At 39.0% G+C, this 20,987-nt stretch carries 13 protein-coding genes; 11 read left to right on the forward strand and 2 right to left on the reverse strand.

The window, feature by feature from the left end; translation table 11 throughout:
• The first annotated feature begins 79 nt into the window (after window positions 1–79).
• The 10 genes from ACK1I8_RS05700 (at window position 80) to ACK1I8_RS05745 (ending at window position 17,300) form a co-directional block, all read left to right on the forward strand.
• Complete coding sequence (locus tag ACK1I8_RS05700; protein ID WP_412468374.1) at window positions 80–2,500, forward strand: hypothetical protein; 2,421 nt, start codon at window positions 80–82, stop codon at window positions 2,498–2,500.
• A 36-nt stretch (window positions 2,501–2,536) separates the two neighbouring features.
• The gene (locus ACK1I8_RS05705) at window positions 2,537–2,818 is read left to right on the forward strand and encodes a SelT/SelW/SelH family protein (RefSeq protein ID WP_412468375.1); all 282 of its coding nucleotides are present in this window, start codon (window positions 2,537–2,539) and stop codon (window positions 2,816–2,818) included.
• Between the two features lie 253 nt (window positions 2,819–3,071).
• Window positions 3,072–7,067, forward strand: a complete 3,996-nt coding sequence (locus tag ACK1I8_RS05710; protein ID WP_412468376.1) for a two-component regulator propeller domain-containing protein — start codon at window positions 3,072–3,074, stop codon at window positions 7,065–7,067.
• A gap of 165 nt (window positions 7,068–7,232) precedes the next feature.
• Window positions 7,233–8,534, forward strand: coding sequence for a BNR repeat-containing protein (locus ACK1I8_RS05715; RefSeq protein WP_412468377.1), 1,302 nt, complete (start codon window positions 7,233–7,235; stop codon window positions 8,532–8,534).
• Window positions 8,535–8,544: 10 nt separating this feature from the next.
• Complete coding sequence (locus tag ACK1I8_RS05720) at window positions 8,545–10,713, forward strand: family 43 glycosylhydrolase (protein ID WP_412468378.1); 2,169 nt, start codon at window positions 8,545–8,547, stop codon at window positions 10,711–10,713.
• Complete coding sequence (locus ACK1I8_RS05725) at window positions 10,713–11,843, forward strand: glycoside hydrolase family 88 protein (RefSeq protein ID WP_412468379.1); 1,131 nt, start codon at window positions 10,713–10,715, stop codon at window positions 11,841–11,843. The genes ACK1I8_RS05720 and ACK1I8_RS05725 overlap by 1 nt, the downstream gene beginning before the upstream one ends.
• Before the next feature lie 19 nt (window positions 11,844–11,862).
• Complete coding sequence (locus tag ACK1I8_RS05730) at window positions 11,863–13,110, forward strand: DUF2264 domain-containing protein (protein ID WP_412468380.1); 1,248 nt, start codon at window positions 11,863–11,865, stop codon at window positions 13,108–13,110.
• A gap of 71 nt (window positions 13,111–13,181) precedes the next feature.
• Complete coding sequence (locus tag ACK1I8_RS05735; RefSeq protein WP_412468381.1) at window positions 13,182–14,303, forward strand: glycoside hydrolase family 43 protein; 1,122 nt, start codon at window positions 13,182–13,184, stop codon at window positions 14,301–14,303.
• 108 nt (window positions 14,304–14,411) lie between these two features.
• Window positions 14,412–16,247 (forward strand): glycoside hydrolase family 35 protein, encoded by a 1,836-nt coding sequence (locus ACK1I8_RS05740; protein ID WP_412468382.1) that lies wholly within the window; start codon window positions 14,412–14,414, stop codon window positions 16,245–16,247.
• Window positions 16,248–16,445: 198 nt separating this feature from the next.
• The gene (locus ACK1I8_RS05745) at window positions 16,446–17,300 is read left to right on the forward strand and encodes a family 16 glycosylhydrolase (protein ID WP_412468383.1); all 855 of its coding nucleotides are present in this window, start codon (window positions 16,446–16,448) and stop codon (window positions 17,298–17,300) included.
• A gap of 305 nt (window positions 17,301–17,605) precedes the next feature.
• Here ACK1I8_RS05745 and ACK1I8_RS05750 read toward each other — a convergent pair whose 3' ends face one another.
• Complete coding sequence (locus ACK1I8_RS05750; protein WP_412468384.1) at window positions 17,606–18,136, reverse strand: OmpA family protein; 531 nt, start codon at window positions 18,134–18,136, stop codon at window positions 17,606–17,608.
• Between the two features lie 180 nt (window positions 18,137–18,316).
• Here ACK1I8_RS05750 and ACK1I8_RS05755 point away from each other — a divergent pair, with 180 nt between their 5' ends.
• A complete protein-coding gene (locus ACK1I8_RS05755; protein ID WP_412468385.1) occupies window positions 18,317–19,087 on the forward strand; it encodes an SDR family NAD(P)-dependent oxidoreductase in 771 nt (256 codons plus the stop codon).
• Window position 19,088: 1 nt separating this feature from the next.
• On the opposite strand, the gene ACK1I8_RS05760 is transcribed toward ACK1I8_RS05755, so the two are convergent.
• Complete coding sequence (locus tag ACK1I8_RS05760; protein WP_412468386.1) at window positions 19,089–20,900, reverse strand: glycoside hydrolase family 15 protein; 1,812 nt, start codon at window positions 20,898–20,900, stop codon at window positions 19,089–19,091.
• Window positions 20,901–20,987: the final 87 nt, after the last annotated feature.

Here is a 20,987-nt window from a genome sequence, read left to right on the forward strand (position 1 = left end):
TGATAAAATGATTTTTTATTCACGCCGGAGATCATGTCAATAATCTATGGCTGCTTTTTATCAAACTTAAATATCGTTCATGAAAAAATTCCTTAAAAACCTTGCTGGCAGTTTCGTTCCAGCCTTTGAAAAAGGGATATTCGAAATCCGTTTCAGCTTTAAACGTTTAACGGTAAGGATATTGGTTCACGATTTTGTTTCAGTGGCCTCTAGCATTGGTTTTGTTATTTTACCGGCATTTTTAATTGGGTTTATATTTCTGTTATTGCCACAAGGGAGAGATACACTTTTGCTTGTGGTAGAAAACCTATCTACTTTCAATTTTTGGCCGATCTTTTTTTTGTTATTGGGGATTGCTGCTTGGAGTATGGTGTCCGAGCTTAGTGTACGCTATGCGATTTATATCTCCGATAATTCAGGCAAAAACCTGAGTGATGATAGGGTGGCCTGGCGGAAAACTGTTCAGAAACTACTTGCTGCAGCTTTTTTGTTGTGGCCATCATTTATTGTTTTGGTCAGTATGTTTTGGTGCATGCTCAGCGCCACCTATATGGATAAGGTGCCACGATTTTTATGCTTTGGCACGTGCTTTATACTTATCTATTGGTTAATGTCCTTTTTGTCCAATCAGTACTTTCGCAAATCGGGTAAAGCAAGTGCCGGAGTTTATTTAAAAACAAAGTTGGGAGAACGCTCTTTGCCAGATCACGAGCAGCAATACCTGCGGAAACTATATGGCATTTATCAGGATTTTATTTATACGCTACCAAAAGCATCGAGCTTTCAGAAAGGTTATAAAGAAGATTTGCAGCGTTTTACAGATTATTTTACAAAATCTACTGAAGGTTTTGCGGAAGGGTTTCCTCAAAATCCAGACGTACTTATCGAAACACGCATTGTGCCTGCAGAATTTAACCTCATCGATAGAAAGAAATTATTTAAAGGAAGAGGTGAGCTCTATAAATGGACTTATCAGATTCCTGCATCATTTTATAACGGCTTACATCGTCAGATTAAATCATTTGCCGGTGTTTCATTTTTATTATTCCTGCTGATATCATTAATTCCGGGCTTGTGGCCGGTGTTTGCGTGGATAGGAGCCCCGGCTTTAATCTGTTTTGCTTTTGCATGTTACACAGGTATTTATACCGGACTTCTTTATTTAGATAAATCTCTGCTCAGAAAATGGAAAATTTCTGTCCGCTTCCTGTTGTTCATGGTTTTGGTAGCCTGCTCGTTTTATAATCAGGATCATCCTGTGCGGATGGCAGATCATAAAACTGATAAACGCGAATCCGTTGTTGATCATTTTAACAGGTGGTTCATTAGCTATAAAGCGGATATGGACAAGCAAAAAGGAGATCATCAGAAAAAATATCCTGTTGTTTTTATTTGTGCCGAAGGTGGTGCGCTACGCACCGGGGCCTATACCAGTTTATTCTTATCAAGTTTAAGTGCAAAATTGGAAAAGGAAAAAAATGTTGATTTTAAGAAATCAATATTTGCCATGTCGGGTGTATCAGGTGGTGCTGTTGGTTTAGGTTTGTACAATGCTTTAACTTTCGAAAACCAAGCTCAAATCCCCTCCAGCGTATCAGTAGAATTAGCTAAAAAATTTTTTCAGCATGATACACTATCGCCTATAATAGGGAAAATGCTTTTTGGCGATTTTCTGAACTTATTTTTACCCATACACGTTAACTTATTTGACCGTTCTATTGCCCTTGAAAAAGCCTGGGAGCAGTCCTATCAATCTCTGATTGATAAAAATCAAGAGAATATATTTTCCCGGAGTTTTGCATCCGGAAAAATAAAACCGAACCAACCATTGTTCGTCATTAACACTGCAGAGGTTGAAACAGGATTACAATGTTGGGTAAGCAACCTGATGCCTGATAGCCTGGCTTTTAAAAATCAACGTGATTTATTAGCAGAAAAGGTAAATGATCTGAATTACAGCACAGCAATAAATTTTAGTACCCGTTTTCCTTTGTTTTCTCCAGCAGCAAAAGTGGGTGGGTTAAATGGCAATCCACGTTTGCATTATCTTGATGGAGGTTATGTGGAGAATACAGGCAGTGCTTCCATGTTGGAGGTGCTGCAATTGCTAAAAAGTAAATCAGCCTACTTCAACCAGATTACCCCAATAGTAATCACCTTGCTTTTTAGCGAAGAAGATAAAACCGTTCCCAATATCAGATTTGGTAATGAGTTTGTAGAAATATTAAATGCATTAACCCATACAAGATCTGGAAATAGTAAGATTAGTAGGTTCCGCATCAAGCAATTTTTAAACGAAGGCAGCATAGGTTTTGCTATTGATGAACCCTTGACGGCCAAAGAAAAAAGCGTACCCATGAATTGGGTTTTATCAGCACAGAGTATGAACAATATCACACGCGATATAGAAGACAAGTTAAATAACACTTCAGAGACGGGTATCATGACCAAACTACTAAAAAACAATTTAAATTTTTTACAAAATAAAGTAGTTGAATAGTTGTTATTCTATTTTTGTACCCTTATAAAAAAAGAAATGGAAAAACCGCTTGTTGATATAACTTATTGCCCTAAATGTGGCTGGATGTTACGTTCAGCCTACATGGCACAGGAAATTTTAACCACCTTCGTCGATGAAGTTAAAGGCGTTACCTTAATTCCAAGTGAAACATCTGGCGTATTTACGGTTCATGTTGGCGCAAAACTGATTTTTGATCGAAAATCAATGCAACGTTTTCCTGAAATTAAAGAGCTAAAACAACTTATACGTGACGAAGTCAATCCCTCTAAAAACCTTGGTCATTCTGATGTGAAGTAATTTAGGGGATTTTTATTTCTGAAAATTGTCTTTTATTCCCTGATCATCAAAATAAAAATACCAGGTATGCCTAAAACATACTATTTTGATGTAGTATAAATGTTTCGCTTTTGGCTATTTAATTCTAAAGCATGGCTGGTTATGGAGTGTGAAGAAATACGTATATTCGTTCCATACCAAATAATACCACAGTACTGTTTTCTCTATGTTCCTTTTACCAAAAAAAAACGCCTGCTTCCTACTTATTTTATGGATGTGTGCAGGTATTTGTTTTGCACAGCCATCAACTCTTCCCATTACTTATCTGGGGGTAGAAAATGGTCTGTCTAACAATGTGGTAAATTCTTTGTATCTAGATCATTACGGTTTTATGTGGATGGGTACCTATGACGGATTAAACCGGTATGATGGCTATCATTTCAAAGTATTTAGAAATGGTTGGGGGGATAAACATTCACTGGTAAATAACCATATTACCGTACTTACCGGAGACGGGAAAAACCGGGTTTGGGTGGGTACCCAAAAGGGAGTTTCATATTATGATTATGCCGATTCTAAATTTCATCCCCTGATTTATCTGGATAAGGGAAAAAAAAATGAAGTAAGTTACGGAATTAATTCCATAGCCGTAAGTGAGGCTTCGGTAGTGTATGTCGCTACTGAAGAAAAAGGCCTTTTCATGCTCGAAAAGAATAATGGTACGGCAAAGCGGATCCCGTTTGGTAAAAATTACGATTTTACGGTAAAAGCCCTGTATACTGATAAAGATCAAACCCTTTGGCTTTTTATAAAAGATGTTGGTCTGTGCAGGTATGATCATGATAAAAATATACTCCGATTGATAACCAATGGCATACGCTCGGTAACTTGTATAACAAAAGGTACTGACCAGATGCTATGGCTTGGTACAGAACGTGGCCTCTTTCAGTTAGATAAAGCCAAAGGTAATCTTACCAGGTTTAACCGGCATTTAAGTGATGAAAACATTATGAGTTTATTGTTAGACGCAAAACAAAAACTCTGGATTTCGACTGATGGTGGAGGAATTACGATTTACGACACAAAAAATCATCAAACGGATTACCTTTCTGCAGGAAGAGAAAAAGGCTTACTGAGCAGTAATTCTGTTGCCCAGGTTTACGAAGATGGCGAATCCAGAAAGTGGATTGCAACCTTACGCGGTGGAGTTAATGTTATTGATCCTGAAAACGAACAATTTACAACGATAAAAAATGATCCGTTAAACAAAAATTCGTTAATTAATAACTTTGTGCTCTCCTTCAGTGAAGATGAGAACAAAAACATATGGATCGGCACTGATGGAGGTGGTTTAAGCGTTTGGAACCGAAAGCAAAATAAATTTATCAATTACACTAAAACCAGTGATCCGAATTCTTTAACCAGTAACTTTGTAACCAGTATTTTAAGCGATACAGACCACAATGTTTGGGTAGCCAGTTTTAGCGGAGGAATAGACCGTTTTGATAAAACAACTGGTAAATTTGTTCACTATAACTGTTATAATACTTTTACTGGCGTTGATGATATCAACATTTGGAAACTCTATCAAGATAAACAACAAAATATCTGGGCAGGCACTACAAAAGGTGGTGCGCTATATCGTTATCATAAAAATATTGATAAATTCGAACTTTTCGACCATAAATTAAAGGATATTCATACCTTGTTCCAGGATTCGAAAGGTAGGTTTTGGGCTGGAAATTATACTGATCTGATCGAAATCGATCCCAGTAATAAAAAACACCGTTATACAAAGATCAACTTTGCCATCAGGGCCATTCAAGAGGGATTGAATCATCAGCTATGGATTGGCACAGAAGGAGGAGGGTTGTTGCTTTTCGACCCCGAAACCAAAAAGATAAAGCGGTATATCCAGCGTGATGGATTGCCTGGTAATTCGGTACTTAATATCCTTCAGGATAATCAAGGCAATTTATGGTGTAGTACCTACAATGGCCTGTCCAAGTATGATGTTAAGCATAATAATTTTAAAAATTATTATGCTACTGATGGTTTACAGAGTAATCAGTTTAACTATAATGCCGCATTAAAACTCAACAATGGAGATTTATTATTTGGTGGGATTGGTGGTTTCAACCTCTTTTCTCCAGATAGCATAAAGAAAAAAAGAAGGGTACCTAAAATAGTGCTGACAGATTTTAGGATCAATAACATATCCCTTGATCAGGATTCTGCTTACAATGATATTTCCATTGTTAATTTAGCCAGTATAGAAATTCCGTTTAGTGCTGCTGTGATTTCTATAGACTATGCAGCCATAGAATTCTCTTTTCAGGACCAGATTTCGTATGCCTATTATCTGGAGGGTTGGGATAGAGACTGGAATTATGTAAACAAATTGAGTACAGCTTATTATTCCAGATTAAACGAGGGCGAATATAAACTACATATTAAAAGCACCGATACAGATGGGGCCTGGAGCAACAACGAAAAAATACTGATAATCAAAATTTTACCACCCTGGTACCGTACCTGGTGGGCCTATACGATTTACCTCATCATCGGATCTTTCCTGTTTTATCTTTTTCAAACCTATCGCAATCGGCAGAGAAGATTAAAACATGAAGTAGCGCTTACCAATTTTAAAATGGAGCGCGAAAAAGATTTGAATGAGAAAAAGCTGAATTTCTTTACCAATATCTCACATGAGCTAAGAACACCTTTAACCTTAATTGTTAACCCGATTAAAGATATCATCAACCAAAAAGAACCCGGGCAGGAAAGGAACGATTTAAATGTAGTGTACCGCAATTCGAGGCGTTTGTTGAGCCTGGTAGATCAGTTATTGCTCTTTAGAAAGACGGAAAGTGAAAATGATACTTTAAAAATTGTAAAGATCAACCTGTACAAGTTTACGAAAGAGATTTTCCTCTGCTTTAATTATCTGGCCAAGCAGAACCATATCGAATATAGCTTTGAATGCGAAGAAGAGGAACTGGATATTTATGGAGATAAAGACAAACTCGAAATTGTTTTTTTTAACCTCCTCTCTAATGCACTTAAATTTACCCCGAAGGGCGGTTTTGTGAAATTTAGTGTTAAAACAGTGGGCATGCGGGTACATATAGAAGTAAGCGATAGTGGTCCCGGCATACCGAAGCACGTAGGAGAAAAGTTGTTCGATAAATTTTATAAGGTCATGTCGAACGAATCGTTGAAAATGGGTTTTGGTATCGGTCTTTACTTAGCCAAAAACTTTGTAGAACTGCACAAAGGTAAAATTTCGTTCCGATCGAACCAGGGTTTGGGTACGATCTTTTTGATCGATATTCCGTTTGGGGAACCCAATCTGCAGCATAACGGTATTTTGCAAAACGAATTAACTTACGTAAACGAACTGATTGCACAAGAAGAAGAATCAGAAATTAATGACGGCGACAATGTAGGTAATCTGGAATTACTGATCTCCGATCTTCACTCTATTTTGGTTGTTGACGATAATCCAGAAATTATAGATTACATTAAGCAGATTTTTCAGGATAACTTCAAAGTGTATAAAGCTGAAAATGGTACCGAAGGCTTAAAAATTTGTAAAGAGTACTTGCCGGATATTGTAATATCTGATGTAAATATGGATGGCCTCAACGGCATAGAACTTTGTAAGGCGATAAAAGAAGACTCCGCCTTAAGCCATATTCCGGTAATTCTGCTCACCGGTGATCCTAGTCCTGAAATAAAACTTAAAGGAATTGAAGTTGGTGCCTACGACTTTATCGGTAAACCGTTCGATAAAGAACTTTTTACAGCTAAGATTAAAAGCATCATTAAAAACAGGACCAATCTTCAGTCTTATTTCTATAATGAAATAACATTAAAAAGTGATGCCCATAAAGTATCACAAGAAGATAAAGGCTTTCTTCAAAAGTGTATCATGATTATTGAAGAAAATTTAATGGAAGATAGCTTTAATGTAAAAACGCTGGCATCTGATCTTGGAATGAGTCATTCTAATCTCTATAAAAAGATCAAAGCTACTTCAGGGCAGTCGATAAATGGCTTTATCAGGTTTATCAGGTTAAGAAAGGCTGCCGAGTTGTTAATCAATACGAATTTAAATATTAATGAAGCTGCCTTTAGAGTTGGCATAAACGACAGCAAATATTTTAGAGAGCAGTTTCAAAAGCTGTTTAAATTAACGCCGTCTGAGTTTATTAAGAAGCATCGGAAAAGTTTTCATAAATATTATAATATCAATGGAACAACATAAAAGTTACGCTTTTTTATGCCCTAGAGGCTATTTAGCCTAAAACGCCCCCTGCAAAGTATGATTTAGCCCCCTGTGTAAAGCTTAAAAATTTCGGTACTTCGGCTTTATCAAATGTTAAGAAACCGAACATCGTAACCTGTAATGTATCAATACCCAATTAAAAGTATGTTTTTAATCTATGCACTTATCAGCATGGGTATGATGGGGGCTGCGCAAGAAACACAGTTGAGTACGATTGCCAGTAATGGCTGGGCGAATAATTCGGTAAATACGGTTATTTTTCGTAAAAATGCTTTAATCAGCTTTAAAGATAACCAATATGCTGCTTATTACGATCATGAACAGCATGTGGTCTTGGCCAAACGCAAAATCGGCTCCACTAAGTGGGCAGTAGTTACTACACCATATAAAGGCGATGCCACCGATGCTCATAAATCAATTAGTATTATGGTAGATGGTGATGGTTTCCTACACCTGGCCTGGGGGCAGCATAACAATAATTTAAATTACGCCAAATCCACTTCAGCAGGTTCGTTAACTGTGGGGAATAAGGAAGAAATGCTATCTGTGAAGGAAAATAAAGTCAGTTATCCTGAATTTTACAGGTTAGCCAATGGTAACCTGTTGTTTTTTTACCGTGATGGAGGTTCAGGAAACGGAAATTTAATGATTAATCAGTATAGTCTAAAGACCAGAAAATGGACACGTGTACAGGATGGGATGATTGATGGGGAAGGACAGCGAAATGCCTATTGGCAGGTTGCGGTAGATCAGGCTGGAACCATCCATTTATCATGGGTATGGCGCGAAAGCCCTGATGTAGCCAGTAATCATGATTTATGTTATGCTAAATCAACCGATGGCGGAATCACCTGGTTAAAATCTACCGGCGAAAAATATACGCTTCCCATTACGGCAAAAAATGCAGAGTATACCGTGAAAATTCCGCAAAAAAGTGAGCTGATTAACCAAACATCGATGTTTGCCGATGCAGAAGGTAAGGTATTTATTGCTGGTTACTGGCGCGGAGCGAACCAAACCGGCCCACAGTATCACCTTGTTTTTAAAACAGATACCAGCTGGAAAGTAAGCAACCTGAATTTTAGAAAAACAACGTTTAGCCTAAGTGGTACCGGTACCAAGCGGATTCCGATTTCGAGACCGCAGATTATCGTTTGGCCGAATGGGAAACATTATGCCGCGGGTTTGGTGTTTAGAGATGCTGAACGCCAAAATAAGGCGTCTATCGCTTTAAACGCTTATCTCGGATCAGAAAACTGGACCATTAAGGACCTTACCCAAACTGGCATGGGCGATTGGGAACCTACTTATGATACTGAACTTTGGAAAACTAACAAGATATTGAGCTTATTTCTGCAAAATGTTACCCAAATAGATGGCGAAGGAAAGGCAGATCGGTTGCCAACCCTGGTGCAGGTGTTAGATTGGAAACCTAAAAATAAATAACGATTAAGAAATGAAGTATTCAACAACAAAATATAGTATTCTTTTATTACTGATATTCTTCTCAGGCAAAATCATTGCACAATCTAAAAAGTCCTTTGAAAAAGGCGGATCAAAAGAAAATGTGGCTTATCTATTTACCTATTTCACCGGAAATTCGAAGACAGATGAAGCCATTCGTTTTGCTGTAAGTACTGATGGTTATCACTATAAGGCATTAAACAACAATAATCCCGTCATCTCTTCTGAAAAAATCAGCAGTACAGGTGGCGTTCGCGATCCACATATATTACGCGGTGAAGATGGGAAAACCTTTTATATGGTAGCAACTGATATGGTTTCGGCCAACGGCTGGGATTCTAACAGGGCAATGGTTTTGTTGAAATCAAACGACCTGATCCATTGGACATCTGCAGTTGTGAATATTCAAAAACGTTTTCCAGATAATGAAAACCTGAAACGTGTTTGGGCCCCGCAGACCATCTACGATAAAACGGCCAAAAAATACATGATCTACTGGTCGATGAAGCATGGCAATGACCCTGATAAAATTTATTTTGCTTATGCCAATGCTGATTTTACCGACCTGGAAACTGCTCCAAAGCAACTGTTTTTTAGTCCGACAAATGGCTCTTGTATCGACGGGGATATTATTTATGATAAAGGAAAATACAACCTGTTTTTTAAAACGGAAGGGAACGGCAATGGTATCAAAAAAGCAGTTTCTGATAAACTGACAGAAGGTTATGTGTTACAGGATAGATACCTGCAACAAACTAAAGAAGCGGTAGAAGGGGCAGGTGTTTTTAAGCTGAACAATAGTGATGAGTACATCCTGATGTACGATGTTTATATGAAAGGCCGTTATCAGTTTACCAAAAGTAAAGATTTGACCAATTTTACTGTAGTGGACCAGGATATAACAATGGATTTTCATCCCAGGCATGGAACTATCTTGCCGATTACTCAACAGGAGTTAAACCGGCTGCTTAAACAGTGGTATACTGTTGAGTCTGTTCTGCAAACCGCAAAAAATAAGGCCATAAAACAGAATAACGTCGTCCTCGATAGTGTAAACCAAAAACTTTATCTACCGGTAAATGATGGCACTGATTTAAAGGCATTTGATCCTCAGTTTGATACCTTTAACCAAATCAGTGTGATGCCAAAAGGCAAACTGGACTTTTCTAAAGGTCCTGTAAAAATGAAGGTAAGCATTCCTGGTCAGCTGGCCAAAACCTTCGGGGTAAGTGTTGCCATAGCCAATAATCCGGTACTCAAAGGTTATTATGCCGATCCGGAAATTTTATATTCCAATAAAACGTCTAAATATTATCTCTATCCAACCAGTGATGGCTTTAACAATTGGAGTGGGACTTATTTTAAATGTTTCTCTTCAACCGATCTGGTTAACTGGAAAGATGAAGGCAAAATTTTAGACCTCCAAACGGAGGTATCATGGGCAAAAAGGAATGCCTGGGCACCTACCATTATGGAGAAGAAAGTAAATGGTGTATACAAGTATTTCTATTATTTTTCGGCTGCACAGAAGATTGGCGTTGCGGTTTCTGATCATCCTACAGGCCCATTTAAGGATAGCGGAAAAGCTTTAATTGCGAGCAGGCCAAAGGGGATTAAAGGCGGACAGGAGATTGACCCGGATGTATTTAACGATCCTAAAACCAACAAAAGTTATTTGTATTGGGGAAATGGCTACATGGCAGTTGCACCATTAAATGATGATATGATTTCGATTGATACCAGTGCAATTAAAATTATAACACCCGATAATACTTTTAGAGAAGGTACAGAAGTGTTTTATCGAAATGGGAAATATTACTTTCTATGGTCGGAAGATGATACCCGAAGCGAAAACTACAGGGTAAGATATGGCTTTTCTGAATCACCGACAGGAAAAATGACCATTCCTGAAAACAATTTGATTTTAGCTAAGGATGTTGCCCAAAACATTTATGGTACTGGACACAATAGTGTAATCAAAATAAATGGCAAAGACGAATGGTATATGGTTTACCACCGCTTTACCCGTCCGAAAGGGATTTTAATGGGAGACGCTGCGGGTTTTAACCGGGAGGTTTGTATCGATAAAATGGAATTTAATACCGATGGAACCATTAAACCGGTGAAACCAACTATAGGCGGCATTAAACCAATACGTTAATGGATTTGAAGTTATACAGCGCATTACTTTTGCTTTTAGTCTTAATCAACGGCACCGTAAGCGCCCAAAACCAGCCGTCAAAGGAGGAAGTGCTGGAAATGATTAACCGCGCAAACACATATTGGCAACAAAACAATAAAGCCGAAGTGCGCGCCTTTTGGGATCACGCAGCTTACCATACAGGGAATATGGAGGCCTATAATGTTACGGGAAATGAGGCATACCGTAAATATTCAGAAAATTGGGCCGAGCATAATAAATGGATGGGCGCAAAATCGACAGATAAATCCAATTGGAAGTATAAATACGGCGAAACAGATGACCATGTATTGTTTGGCGATTGGCAGATCTGCTTTCAAACCTATATCGATTTATACCACTTAAAACCCGAAGAATATAAAATTGCCCGGGCAAAAGAGGTAATGGAATACGAAATGGCTACACCCAACAACGATTATTGGTGGTGGGCCGATGGTTTGTACATGGTAATGCCGGTGATGACCAAACTTCATAAAGTAACTGGTAATCAGAAATACCTGGATAAACTGTATGAATATTTTATGTATGCCAACAGCATTATGTATGATAAAAAGGAAAAGCTTTATTATCGCGATGCCAAATACGTGTATCCAAAACATAAAACGATCAATGGTAAAAAAGATTTTTGGGCAAGGGGCGATGGATGGGTGTTTGCAGGTTTGGCAAAGGTGCTAAAAGATCTGCCGCAAACAGATCCGCACCGGAATGAATATTTAACCAAATACCATAATATGGCCAGGGCAATTGTTAAAAGCCAGCAGGCAGAAGGTTATTGGACCAGGAGCATCCTGGATCCGCAACATGCACCAGGACCTGAAACCAGTGGCACAGCATTTTTTACTTATGGTTTATTATGGGGAATAAATAACGGTTATTTAAAAGAAAAAAACTATTTACCAGCTGTGCAGAAAGCATGGAAATATTTAACCAAAACGGCATTACAACCTAATGGTAAACTGGGTTATGTGCAGCCAATTGGAGAAAAGGCTATTCCGGGGCAGGTGGTTGATGTAAATTCTACTGCAAATTTTGGTGTAGGGGCATTTTTGCTGGCCGGAAGCGAAATGTACCGCTATTTATCAAACAAATAATAAATGTTTATAGGAGAAAATGAGGTTTAAAAATATTTTGATCGCAGCTTTGCTGATCATTTGGACCAGTGGGGCTGTTTTTGCACAAAAGAAAAGCAGAAGCACCAAAAGTACCGCTTTAACCGACAGGCAATTTTGGTTACAGCAAATGGATAAGATGGTGAGACCTGTTTTATATAATTTGGCTAATGATAGTTTGCGAATTGCCATGCCTAAGGTTACATCTGTCCATATCGATAATAAAGAACACCGCATTAAAGTACAATATGTTGAAGTTTTAGGCAGGGTTTTGAGTGGTATCGCACCATGGTTACAGTTAGAAGGAGGTTCTGTAGAAGAGGTGGCTTTAAGAAAAAAATACCGGGAGTGGGCCATTAAAGGACTGAAAAATGCATTGGATTCGAATGCGAGAGATTTTATGAACTTTGATATTGGTGGGCAACAACTGGTTGATGCTTCTTACATAGCCCTTGCTCTGGTCCGTGCGCCATGGCTATGGGAAAATCTGGATAAGAAAAATCAGAAACTGATGATGCAATCTATTGTAACTACGAGAAGATTTAAGCCTGTTTTTTCTAACTGGTTACTGTTTTCAGCAATGAATGAGGCATTTTTAGCCAGATTCGGTTATGATTGGGATCCGATGCGTGTTGATTACGCGCTGCAGCAAATGGAACAGTGGTACACCGGCGATGGTCTGTACACCGATGGGACAACTTTCGCCTTCGATTATTACAATAGTTACGTTATCCATCCCTATCTGGCCACTTTGGCCAACATCATTGGTACCAGAACGAACAGCTATAAAGATATGTTTGAAAAGATTAAGAAACGCAATGAGCGTTATGCTGTAATTCAGGAAAGATTAATCAATACCGACGGTACCTATCCGGCTACCGGTCGCTCCATTATTTACAGGGGAGCAGCATTTCACCACCTGGCAGACATGGCCTGGCGGAAAACATTGCCCAAACAGTTAAGTCCGGCGCAGGTACGTTGCGCTTTAACGGCTGTAATCAGAAAAACTTTAGAGAGCCCTTCAACCTATAAAAATGGCTGGTTAACCATAGGTTTATATGGCGATCAACCCAATCTTGGCGATTTTTATAATAATCAGGGTAGTCCATATATCGCGTCAAATATCTTTTTGCCATTAGGTTTGCCAGCATCAGATCCTTTTTGGGCTAACCCGGCTGAGAAATGGAGCGCACAAAAAATCTGGAGTGGAGAGAATTTCGAGAACGACCATAGCGTCAGTTTAAAATAAGTAACACTTTAACACACAAATAAAAAATAGGGAATAGCCCTCTTTGTAACATTAAAAATTAATTGATTAAAATGATGAACAAAAGAATCAGTTTCGTTTTAGGATTTATCGCCTTTAATCTGAGCTTAAGCAATTATGTTTCTGCTCAGCAAACCTACACTTCTTTTACCCCGGGTAAAATTTGGAAAGATGATAAGGGTGTTCATATCAATGCCCACGGAGGTGGAATTGTAGAGCATAAAGGCGTTTATTATTGGTTTGGAGAACATAAAGTCGAAGGGGAAATAGGAAACACGGCGCAAGTGGGCGTACATTGCTATTCATCAAAAGATTTATATAACTGGAAAGATGAAGGTATTGCATTACCGGTTTCTAACGATTTAACAAGCGATATTGCCAAAGGCTGTATTCTTGAAAGACCCAAAGTGGTGTACAATAAGAAAACTAAAAAGTTTGTGATGTGGTTTCACCTGGAACTTTTGGGCAAAGGTTATGCTGCGGCCAGGTCGGGAGTAGCCGTAGCCGATCGCCCAACCGGTCCATATACTTTTATCAGGAGTTACAGGCCAAACCCTGGCAAAATGCCTTTTTATGCAGCAGGCACTGACGTAAAAGATATGGTAAACTGCCAGCATCCAGCCAATGAAAGTGATGGCTTTTTCTGCAGGGATTTTCCCGGCGGGCAGATGGCCAGGGATATGACCGTTTTCGTAGACGATGATGGAAAGGCTTATCATGTATTTTCTTCTGAAGAGAATTTGACATTGCACCTGGCAGAACTAACACCCGATTATTTAGGACATACCGGAAAATTTATCAGAATTTATGTTGGCCATCAAACTGAAGCACCAGCTTTATTCAAGAAAAACGGAACCTATTATATGATCGGGTCAGGCTGCACAGGATGGGCACCAAATGCAGCAAGATGGTTTAAAGCAAGCAATATCTGGGGTCCGTGGACTTATATGGGAAACCCTTGTCAGGGCGAAGGTGCCAACATAACCTTTGGCGGACAGAGTACGCATGTATTGCCAGTGCCAGGGAAAAAAGGATCGTTTATTTTTATGGCGGATAAATGGGTACCTAAAAATGCAATTGACGGACGTTATTTGTGGTTGCCGATTAAATTTGAAGATGATAAAATCTCAATAAACTGGGCAGATGAATGGGACCTGAGCGTATTTAAAAAATAAGGGAAAAACAAATTTTCAATATAACCTTGATGATTGGATTGCGCAGAGGTACGCAAAACACTAATTTTTGCCAAAAATCCAGTCATCTCAAAACAAACTTAAGAAAAAATGAAACCAAGATTACTATGGCTGATGGCGTTATGTTTCTCCTTAACGGCTTTTGCCCAGGAAGCTAAACATACGTTTAAGCTAGGAGAAAAAGACTTTTTGTTGGATGGAAAACCTTTTCAGATTATTTCAGGCGAGATGCACTATCCACGTGTACCAAAAGAAGCCTGGCGGGCACGTATGAAAATGGCCAAAGCAATGGGCTTAAATACCATTGGTACCTACGTGTTCTGGAATTTGCATGAACCACAAAAGGGCAAGTTCGATTTCTCAGGCAACAACAACATTGCAGAGTTTGTAAAAATTGCCCAGCAAGAAGGACTATGGGTTATTTTAAGGCCAAGTCCTTACGTTTGTGCAGAGTGGGAGTTTGGTGGCTATCCTTATTGGTTGCAAACTGAAAAAGGCCTTGTGGTAAGAAGCACCGAACAGCAATATCTGGATGAGTATAAAAAATATATCATTGAAGTGGGCAAACAGTTGGCACCATTGCAGATTAACCATGGTGGTAATATCATTATGGTACAGGTGGAGAACGAGTACGGTTCTTATGCTGCCGATAAAAAATATTTAGATATCAATCGGAAAATGTTTATAGACGCAGGCTTTGACGGGTTGCTTTATACCTGCGATCCTGCAGCAGATGTAAAAGACGGGCATTTGGATGGATTACTTCCGGCACTCAACGGGATCGATAATCCAACAAAAATCAGGCAGTTGGTAAATGAAAATCATGATGGCAAAGGCCCATATTTTATTGCTGAATGGTATCCTGCATGGTTCGATTGGTGGGGAACCCCTCATCACACGGTTCCAGCTGAACAATATACCCAAAAATTAGATTCTGTTTTAGCATCAGGAATTTCAATTAATATGTACATGTTCCATGGCGGAACCACCCGCGATTTTATGAATGGAGCCAATTATAAGGATACTTCACCTTATGAGCCACAGATTAGTAGTTACGATTATGATGCACCTTTAAACGAAGCAGGAAACGTAACTGAAAAATTTAAGGCATTTAGAAGTGTAATTGAAAAACATCTTCCCGAAGGACAAAGCTTACCGCCAGTTCCTGCTGCAAAGCCAAGCATAGCCATAGCGCCCTTTAAATTGGCTACTAAAGTGACCTTGTTTAATGCCCTGCCTAAAGCGGTGAAAAATAGTACCCCATTAACTTTCGAAGACCTAAGTCAGGATTATGGTTACGTATTATACCGCACTACCATCAAAGGTGGTAGAAAAGGTGAGTTGCAACTTAAACAATTACGCGATTATGCCCTCGTTTTCATCAATCAGAAAAGAGTCGGGATTTTAGATCGCAGACTAAACCAGAATACCTTATCGTTAGATCTTCCGGCAGGAGAGGTGCAGCTCGATATTTTCGTGGAGAATATGGGACGCATCAATTTTGGAAAGTATCTGCTGGAAAATAAAAAGGGCATCACAGAGCAGGTTACTTTTGATGGTACCGAGATTAAAGACTGGTCAATGTATGGTTTTCCTTTCGCCAACGATAGGATCACTACCGCCCGTCAGTCAAAAGCAAATGGATATGGGCCAACCTTACAAAAAGGATCTTTCCAGATTTCAACCGTAGCCGACACTTATTTAGATATGTCCGATTGGGGCAAAGGAGTAGTTTGGGTTAATGGACACAACTTAGGTAAGTATTGGGCAATTGGTCCGCAACAGACACTTTATATCCCACAGGAATGGTTGAAAAAGGGGAAAAACGATATTTCTGTTCTGGAACTGATTAAACCTGATCAAAATATTTTAAAAGCAATTGATCAGCCGATTTTAAATACAATTAAGAAAGTAACCCTGGATTAAGCTGTTAAAAATACCTTCTCTATCCGTAGTGTTTCGAAGCGCATTACGGATAGAAGAATGTACAAGTCTTGCTGACAAGATCGTCTCAACCCTAAACTCCTTTAACGATCTTACCTATAATATCATACCTGGATATTATTGGCTACCTCACTAGTCCTCACCAAATCTAACTGTATTAATTAAATTAAGATAAGCCACATGGTAAATAAAGTCTCATTAGTTTTTATTTTATTGTTATCTATTTTATTTTCGTCCTGCGCATTAAAATCACAACTAAAATCCGATAACTATTCATCAGAAGGTTATAAATTGGTTTGGAGCGATGAATTTAATCAAGATGGGGCACCCAATCCAGCTAATTGGGATTATGAAAAAGGTTTTGTACGTAACGAGGAGCTTCAATGGTATCAACCAGAAAATGCCTTTTGTAAAGACGGCAAGTTGATTATCGAAGGCCGAAAAGAACAAAAGCCCAATCCTCTTTATGTAGAAGGGAGTAATGATTGGCGCAAAAAGCCCAAAAATATCACCTATACTTCAGCCTGTATCATCACCAAAGGTTTGCAAAGCTGGCAATATGGCCGTTTCGAAATGAGAGGGAAAATTGACATCTCAGACGGACTTTGGCCGGCGTTTTGGACATTGGGCTTAAAGGGCCATTGGCCTGCCAATGGAGAGATCGATATTATGGAGTATTACGAGGGAAAATTATTGGCCAATATCGCTAGTTTAGGTGCCGATAAAAAGCCAAAATGGTTTAGCAATACCAAAAGTATAACTGAACTGGGCGGTAAAAAATGGGCTGCATCATTTCATGTTTGGCGTATGGACTGGGATAGCGAAGCCATTAGTTTGTATGTTGATGGCCTGCTTATGAACCGGACCTTGTTAAAAGATCTTAAAAATGACGACGGCTCAGATTTCCATCCCTTTAAACAACAACATTACATTTTACTCAATCTGGCTATGGGTGGGATGAATGGCGGACCGCTAAATGATACCAAATTCCCCAACAGGATGGAAGTAGATTATGTTAGGGTGTATCAGAAATAATATACCTGTAACACCCTATTCTATTCAGAATATCATCACCCTGAACTTGTTTCAGGGTACTTCGTTAGAAATAATACCTCATGCCTTTCCGTAGTGTTCCGGAGGACTACGGATTAAAGAATAGCAATAAGTCTCCGACTCGCTTTGTTTGTCTGACTGATATAAACTTATTTACCCGGATACCGGTAGCGACGTAATGCTAACCTCTATGGGTAGTAACCGGAAAAAAGTTCGTAAACGGCAGCACGTTAAATGAAAAGGGCCATGGAAATTAAACCATAGCCCTTTTTGTAATATTTTAATAATTATTTCTGAACCTTTATTTCAGTTCTTCTGTTCAGTATCCTGCCTTCTTCGCTGTTATTGCTGCTAATAGGATTTTTCTCGCCATGACCAACAACGGTAAAATTATTTCCGTTTAAACCAGCGTTGATAAAGTATGATTTTACGGCATTTGCACGGTCAACAGAAAGCTGCATATTGTGTTCAGGAGTACCTTCAGCAGATGAATAGCCATTGAGAATAAATTTTGTATCCGGCGATTTTTTCATCTCTGTTACCGCTTTATCCAGGATAGGGAATGAGGATGTTTTAAGTACAAATGAGTTAAACTCAAATTGGATGTTATCTAAGTTAAAGTTAGGTTTTTCAACCGGAACCGGAGCCTCTTCTTTCTCTGGCGCAGGTGCTGGTTTTTTCTCTTCTACTGTTGGCGCCGGTTTTTCAACCGGAACCGGAGCGGGTTTTGCAACAAGTTTTTTTGTTTTACAAGAATACAGGGTTAACGTAAATAAAGCTAAGAGCGTTGTAAACAAAAGGTTTTTGGTCATGTTCATGTTTTAAGATTAAATTAGTGTTTATTGTGTGTTTAATGCCCAAACATACTAATAAATGATTACAGCTATAACGATGTTTTTTTTAAGAACTTACATTTGGTGTAGCAAACGTTTTAATTTACTTAAATTTTACGCAAACATATTGATCTATATTTCCTTTATCTATTATAACATTTTTATATGCATCGTTTCGAAAACAAAATCGCTTTAATTACCGGAAGTAGTCAGGGAATTGGCGCTGCATGCGCCTTAAGGTTGGCCAAAGAGGGCTGTGATATTATTTTAAATGGTCATAAGTTTGATGAAAGGGGCGAAAAACTTATTGCAGATATAAAGAATCTCGGCAGAAGAGTAACTTTTTTAGAGGCCGATTTAAGTAAAGCTGATGCGGCCACCAAACTGGTAACTGATGCTGTAGCAGTATTCGGCCAGTTAGATATTTTGATAAATAATGCGGGCGTAGAAAAGAAGGCCAGCTTTTGGGAAGTTACGGAAGAAGATTACGACCTCATTATGAACACAAACTTAAAAGGTGTTTTTTTTAGCATCCAATCGTTTGTGAATTACTGTAGAGCAAGCAAAGTAGCCGGAACGGTTATCAACATGAGTTCCGTACACGAAGAAATTGCATTTCCGAACTTTGCCGCCTACTGTGCCAGTAAAGGTGGTTTAATGATGTTAACCAGAAATCTCGCTTCAGAATTGGCACCCTTTAATATCAGGATTAATAACGTGGCACCAGGCGCGGTTTCAACACCGATCAATCAGGATTTATTGAACAATAAAGAACAACTGGAAAAAGTACTTCAAAATATTCCATTAAAACGGATGGGTAAAGTAGAAGATGTGGCTGCAGTGGTGGCGTTTCTGGCTTCTGATGATGCCGCTTACGTAACCGGATCAACCTATTATGTTGATGGAGGATTAACCTATCATTACGAAGAACAATAGGCTAACCGGTTTGGCGACTCAGTTGTTTGTTAAGCTCTACAGCCGCACTGATTAAAGCCAGGTGTGTAAAAGCCTGTGGAAAATTTCCCAGGTGCTGACCTTTTTGCCCCAGTTCCTCGCTAAAGAGTAAAAGATGGTTGGAATAACCGATCATCTTTTCAAAATTTTCAACCGCACGTTCCAGTTCTCCACTTTTAGCTAATGCTTCAATAAACCAGAACGAACACATGTTAAAAGTACCTTCTTCGCCTTCCAATCCGTCTATTTTAGTCATGCCGTTTTTATAACGGTAAACCAATACGTCCAGCAGTAATTCCTTATCAATTGCTTTCATGGTCGAAAGCCAACGGGGTTCAAGGGGTGAAATAAAGTGTGTTAGCGGCATCAGCAAGGCACTGGCATCTACATGTGTGGCACCTTTGTACTGAACCCATGCACCCAATTTTTCATTCCAGAAATTATGATAAATATCCTTATAAATTTCGCTGCGGATACTGTGCCACTCATGCTCTGGGTAAGGGAATGATCGGTTTTCCGCAATTTTAATTGCCCTATCCATCGCTACCCAGCACATTAAGCGTGTGTGCAGGAATTCCTTTTTCTCATTCCTGATCTCCCAGATGCCATGATCGGGTTTTTTCCATTGTTTGATTACACATTGAACCTGTTTTTCTATCAATGTCCAGAACTCGTATGTAATTGGCTTGTGCGATTTGTTATAAATGTAAATCGTATCAATCAATTCTCCATAAATATCAATCTGTAACTGGCTGGCTGCTTCATTGCCAATGCGCACGGGCTTCGACGAAAGGTAACCTTCAAACTGGTCAGCTTCTACTTCTTTTATTTTCGTATTACCATCAATCTGATACACCAGTTGTAAATCTATTTTCTGACAAAGATTAAATATCCAGTCCATAAATGCAGTAGCCTCATCAAAAAAGCCAAGCCTTAAAAATGCATACATGGTAAAAGCCGCATCCCTGATCCAGGTAAAACGGTAATCCCAGTTACGGTTTCCACCGATCGTTTCAGGCAAACCAAAGGTAGGCGCAGCCACTACCGAACCAAATTCTGCTGAAGTAAGCAACTTTAAGGTAATTGCCGATCTCCTGATAATTTCATCATAACGGCCTTTATAAGTGGTTTGGTTGATCCATTCCCGCCAGTAATCTACGGTTTTGCGGTAGCCATGTTCTTTATAATGAGCTAAATCAGCTGCAACTTCATCATTTTCAATAATTTCCATAATGATGTGAGCTGTTTCCGACTCCTTTAGCGTAAATTCAGCATAACCAGTACCTTTTTCAATATGTAACGGTACATCTGCTTTTAGTTTTAAGGTTAGTTTTTCTGTTTTGGAAAAAAATACCAGTTCATCATTTTCATGCTCAACCGTATGTTTACTCTTGGTATAGCCAAAAGCCGGGACACAGAAAACCTTGAAAGTAATGTTGCCCCTGATGGATTTGATCTGCCGCACAATAGCACTGGGGAAATCAGTTTCTTTCGATAAGGGCATGTAATCGCTAAGCTCTGCGATGCCATGTTCGGCGAAAAACCGGGTAAGGAGAACTGCTGTTCCAGGCAGGTAAAGTTGCTTGCTGGTGAAGTTTTCGAGCTGTGGTTCAACCGAGAAATAACCTCCTTTTTCCGAATCGAGCATTGAGGCAAAAACGGTGGGCGAATCAAATTTTGGTACGCACAAAAAATCTATCGAACCCTTTAGCGAAACCAGCGCTACAGTTTTCAGGTTGCCGATAACGCCATAGTTTTCTATTGGCTGGAAAGGTCGTTTTTTGTGCTTTGCCATATTAAAGGTATAATTTAATTAAGCAAAGGAATAATGCTTTGCTTTTGTTTTACCTTTAATAACACTAAGCGTTGTAAAAGCAGGGAA

Source organism: Pedobacter sp. KLB.chiD, assembly GCF_047040275.1.
Taxonomy (GTDB): Bacteria; Bacteroidota; Bacteroidia; order Sphingobacteriales; family Sphingobacteriaceae; genus Pedobacter.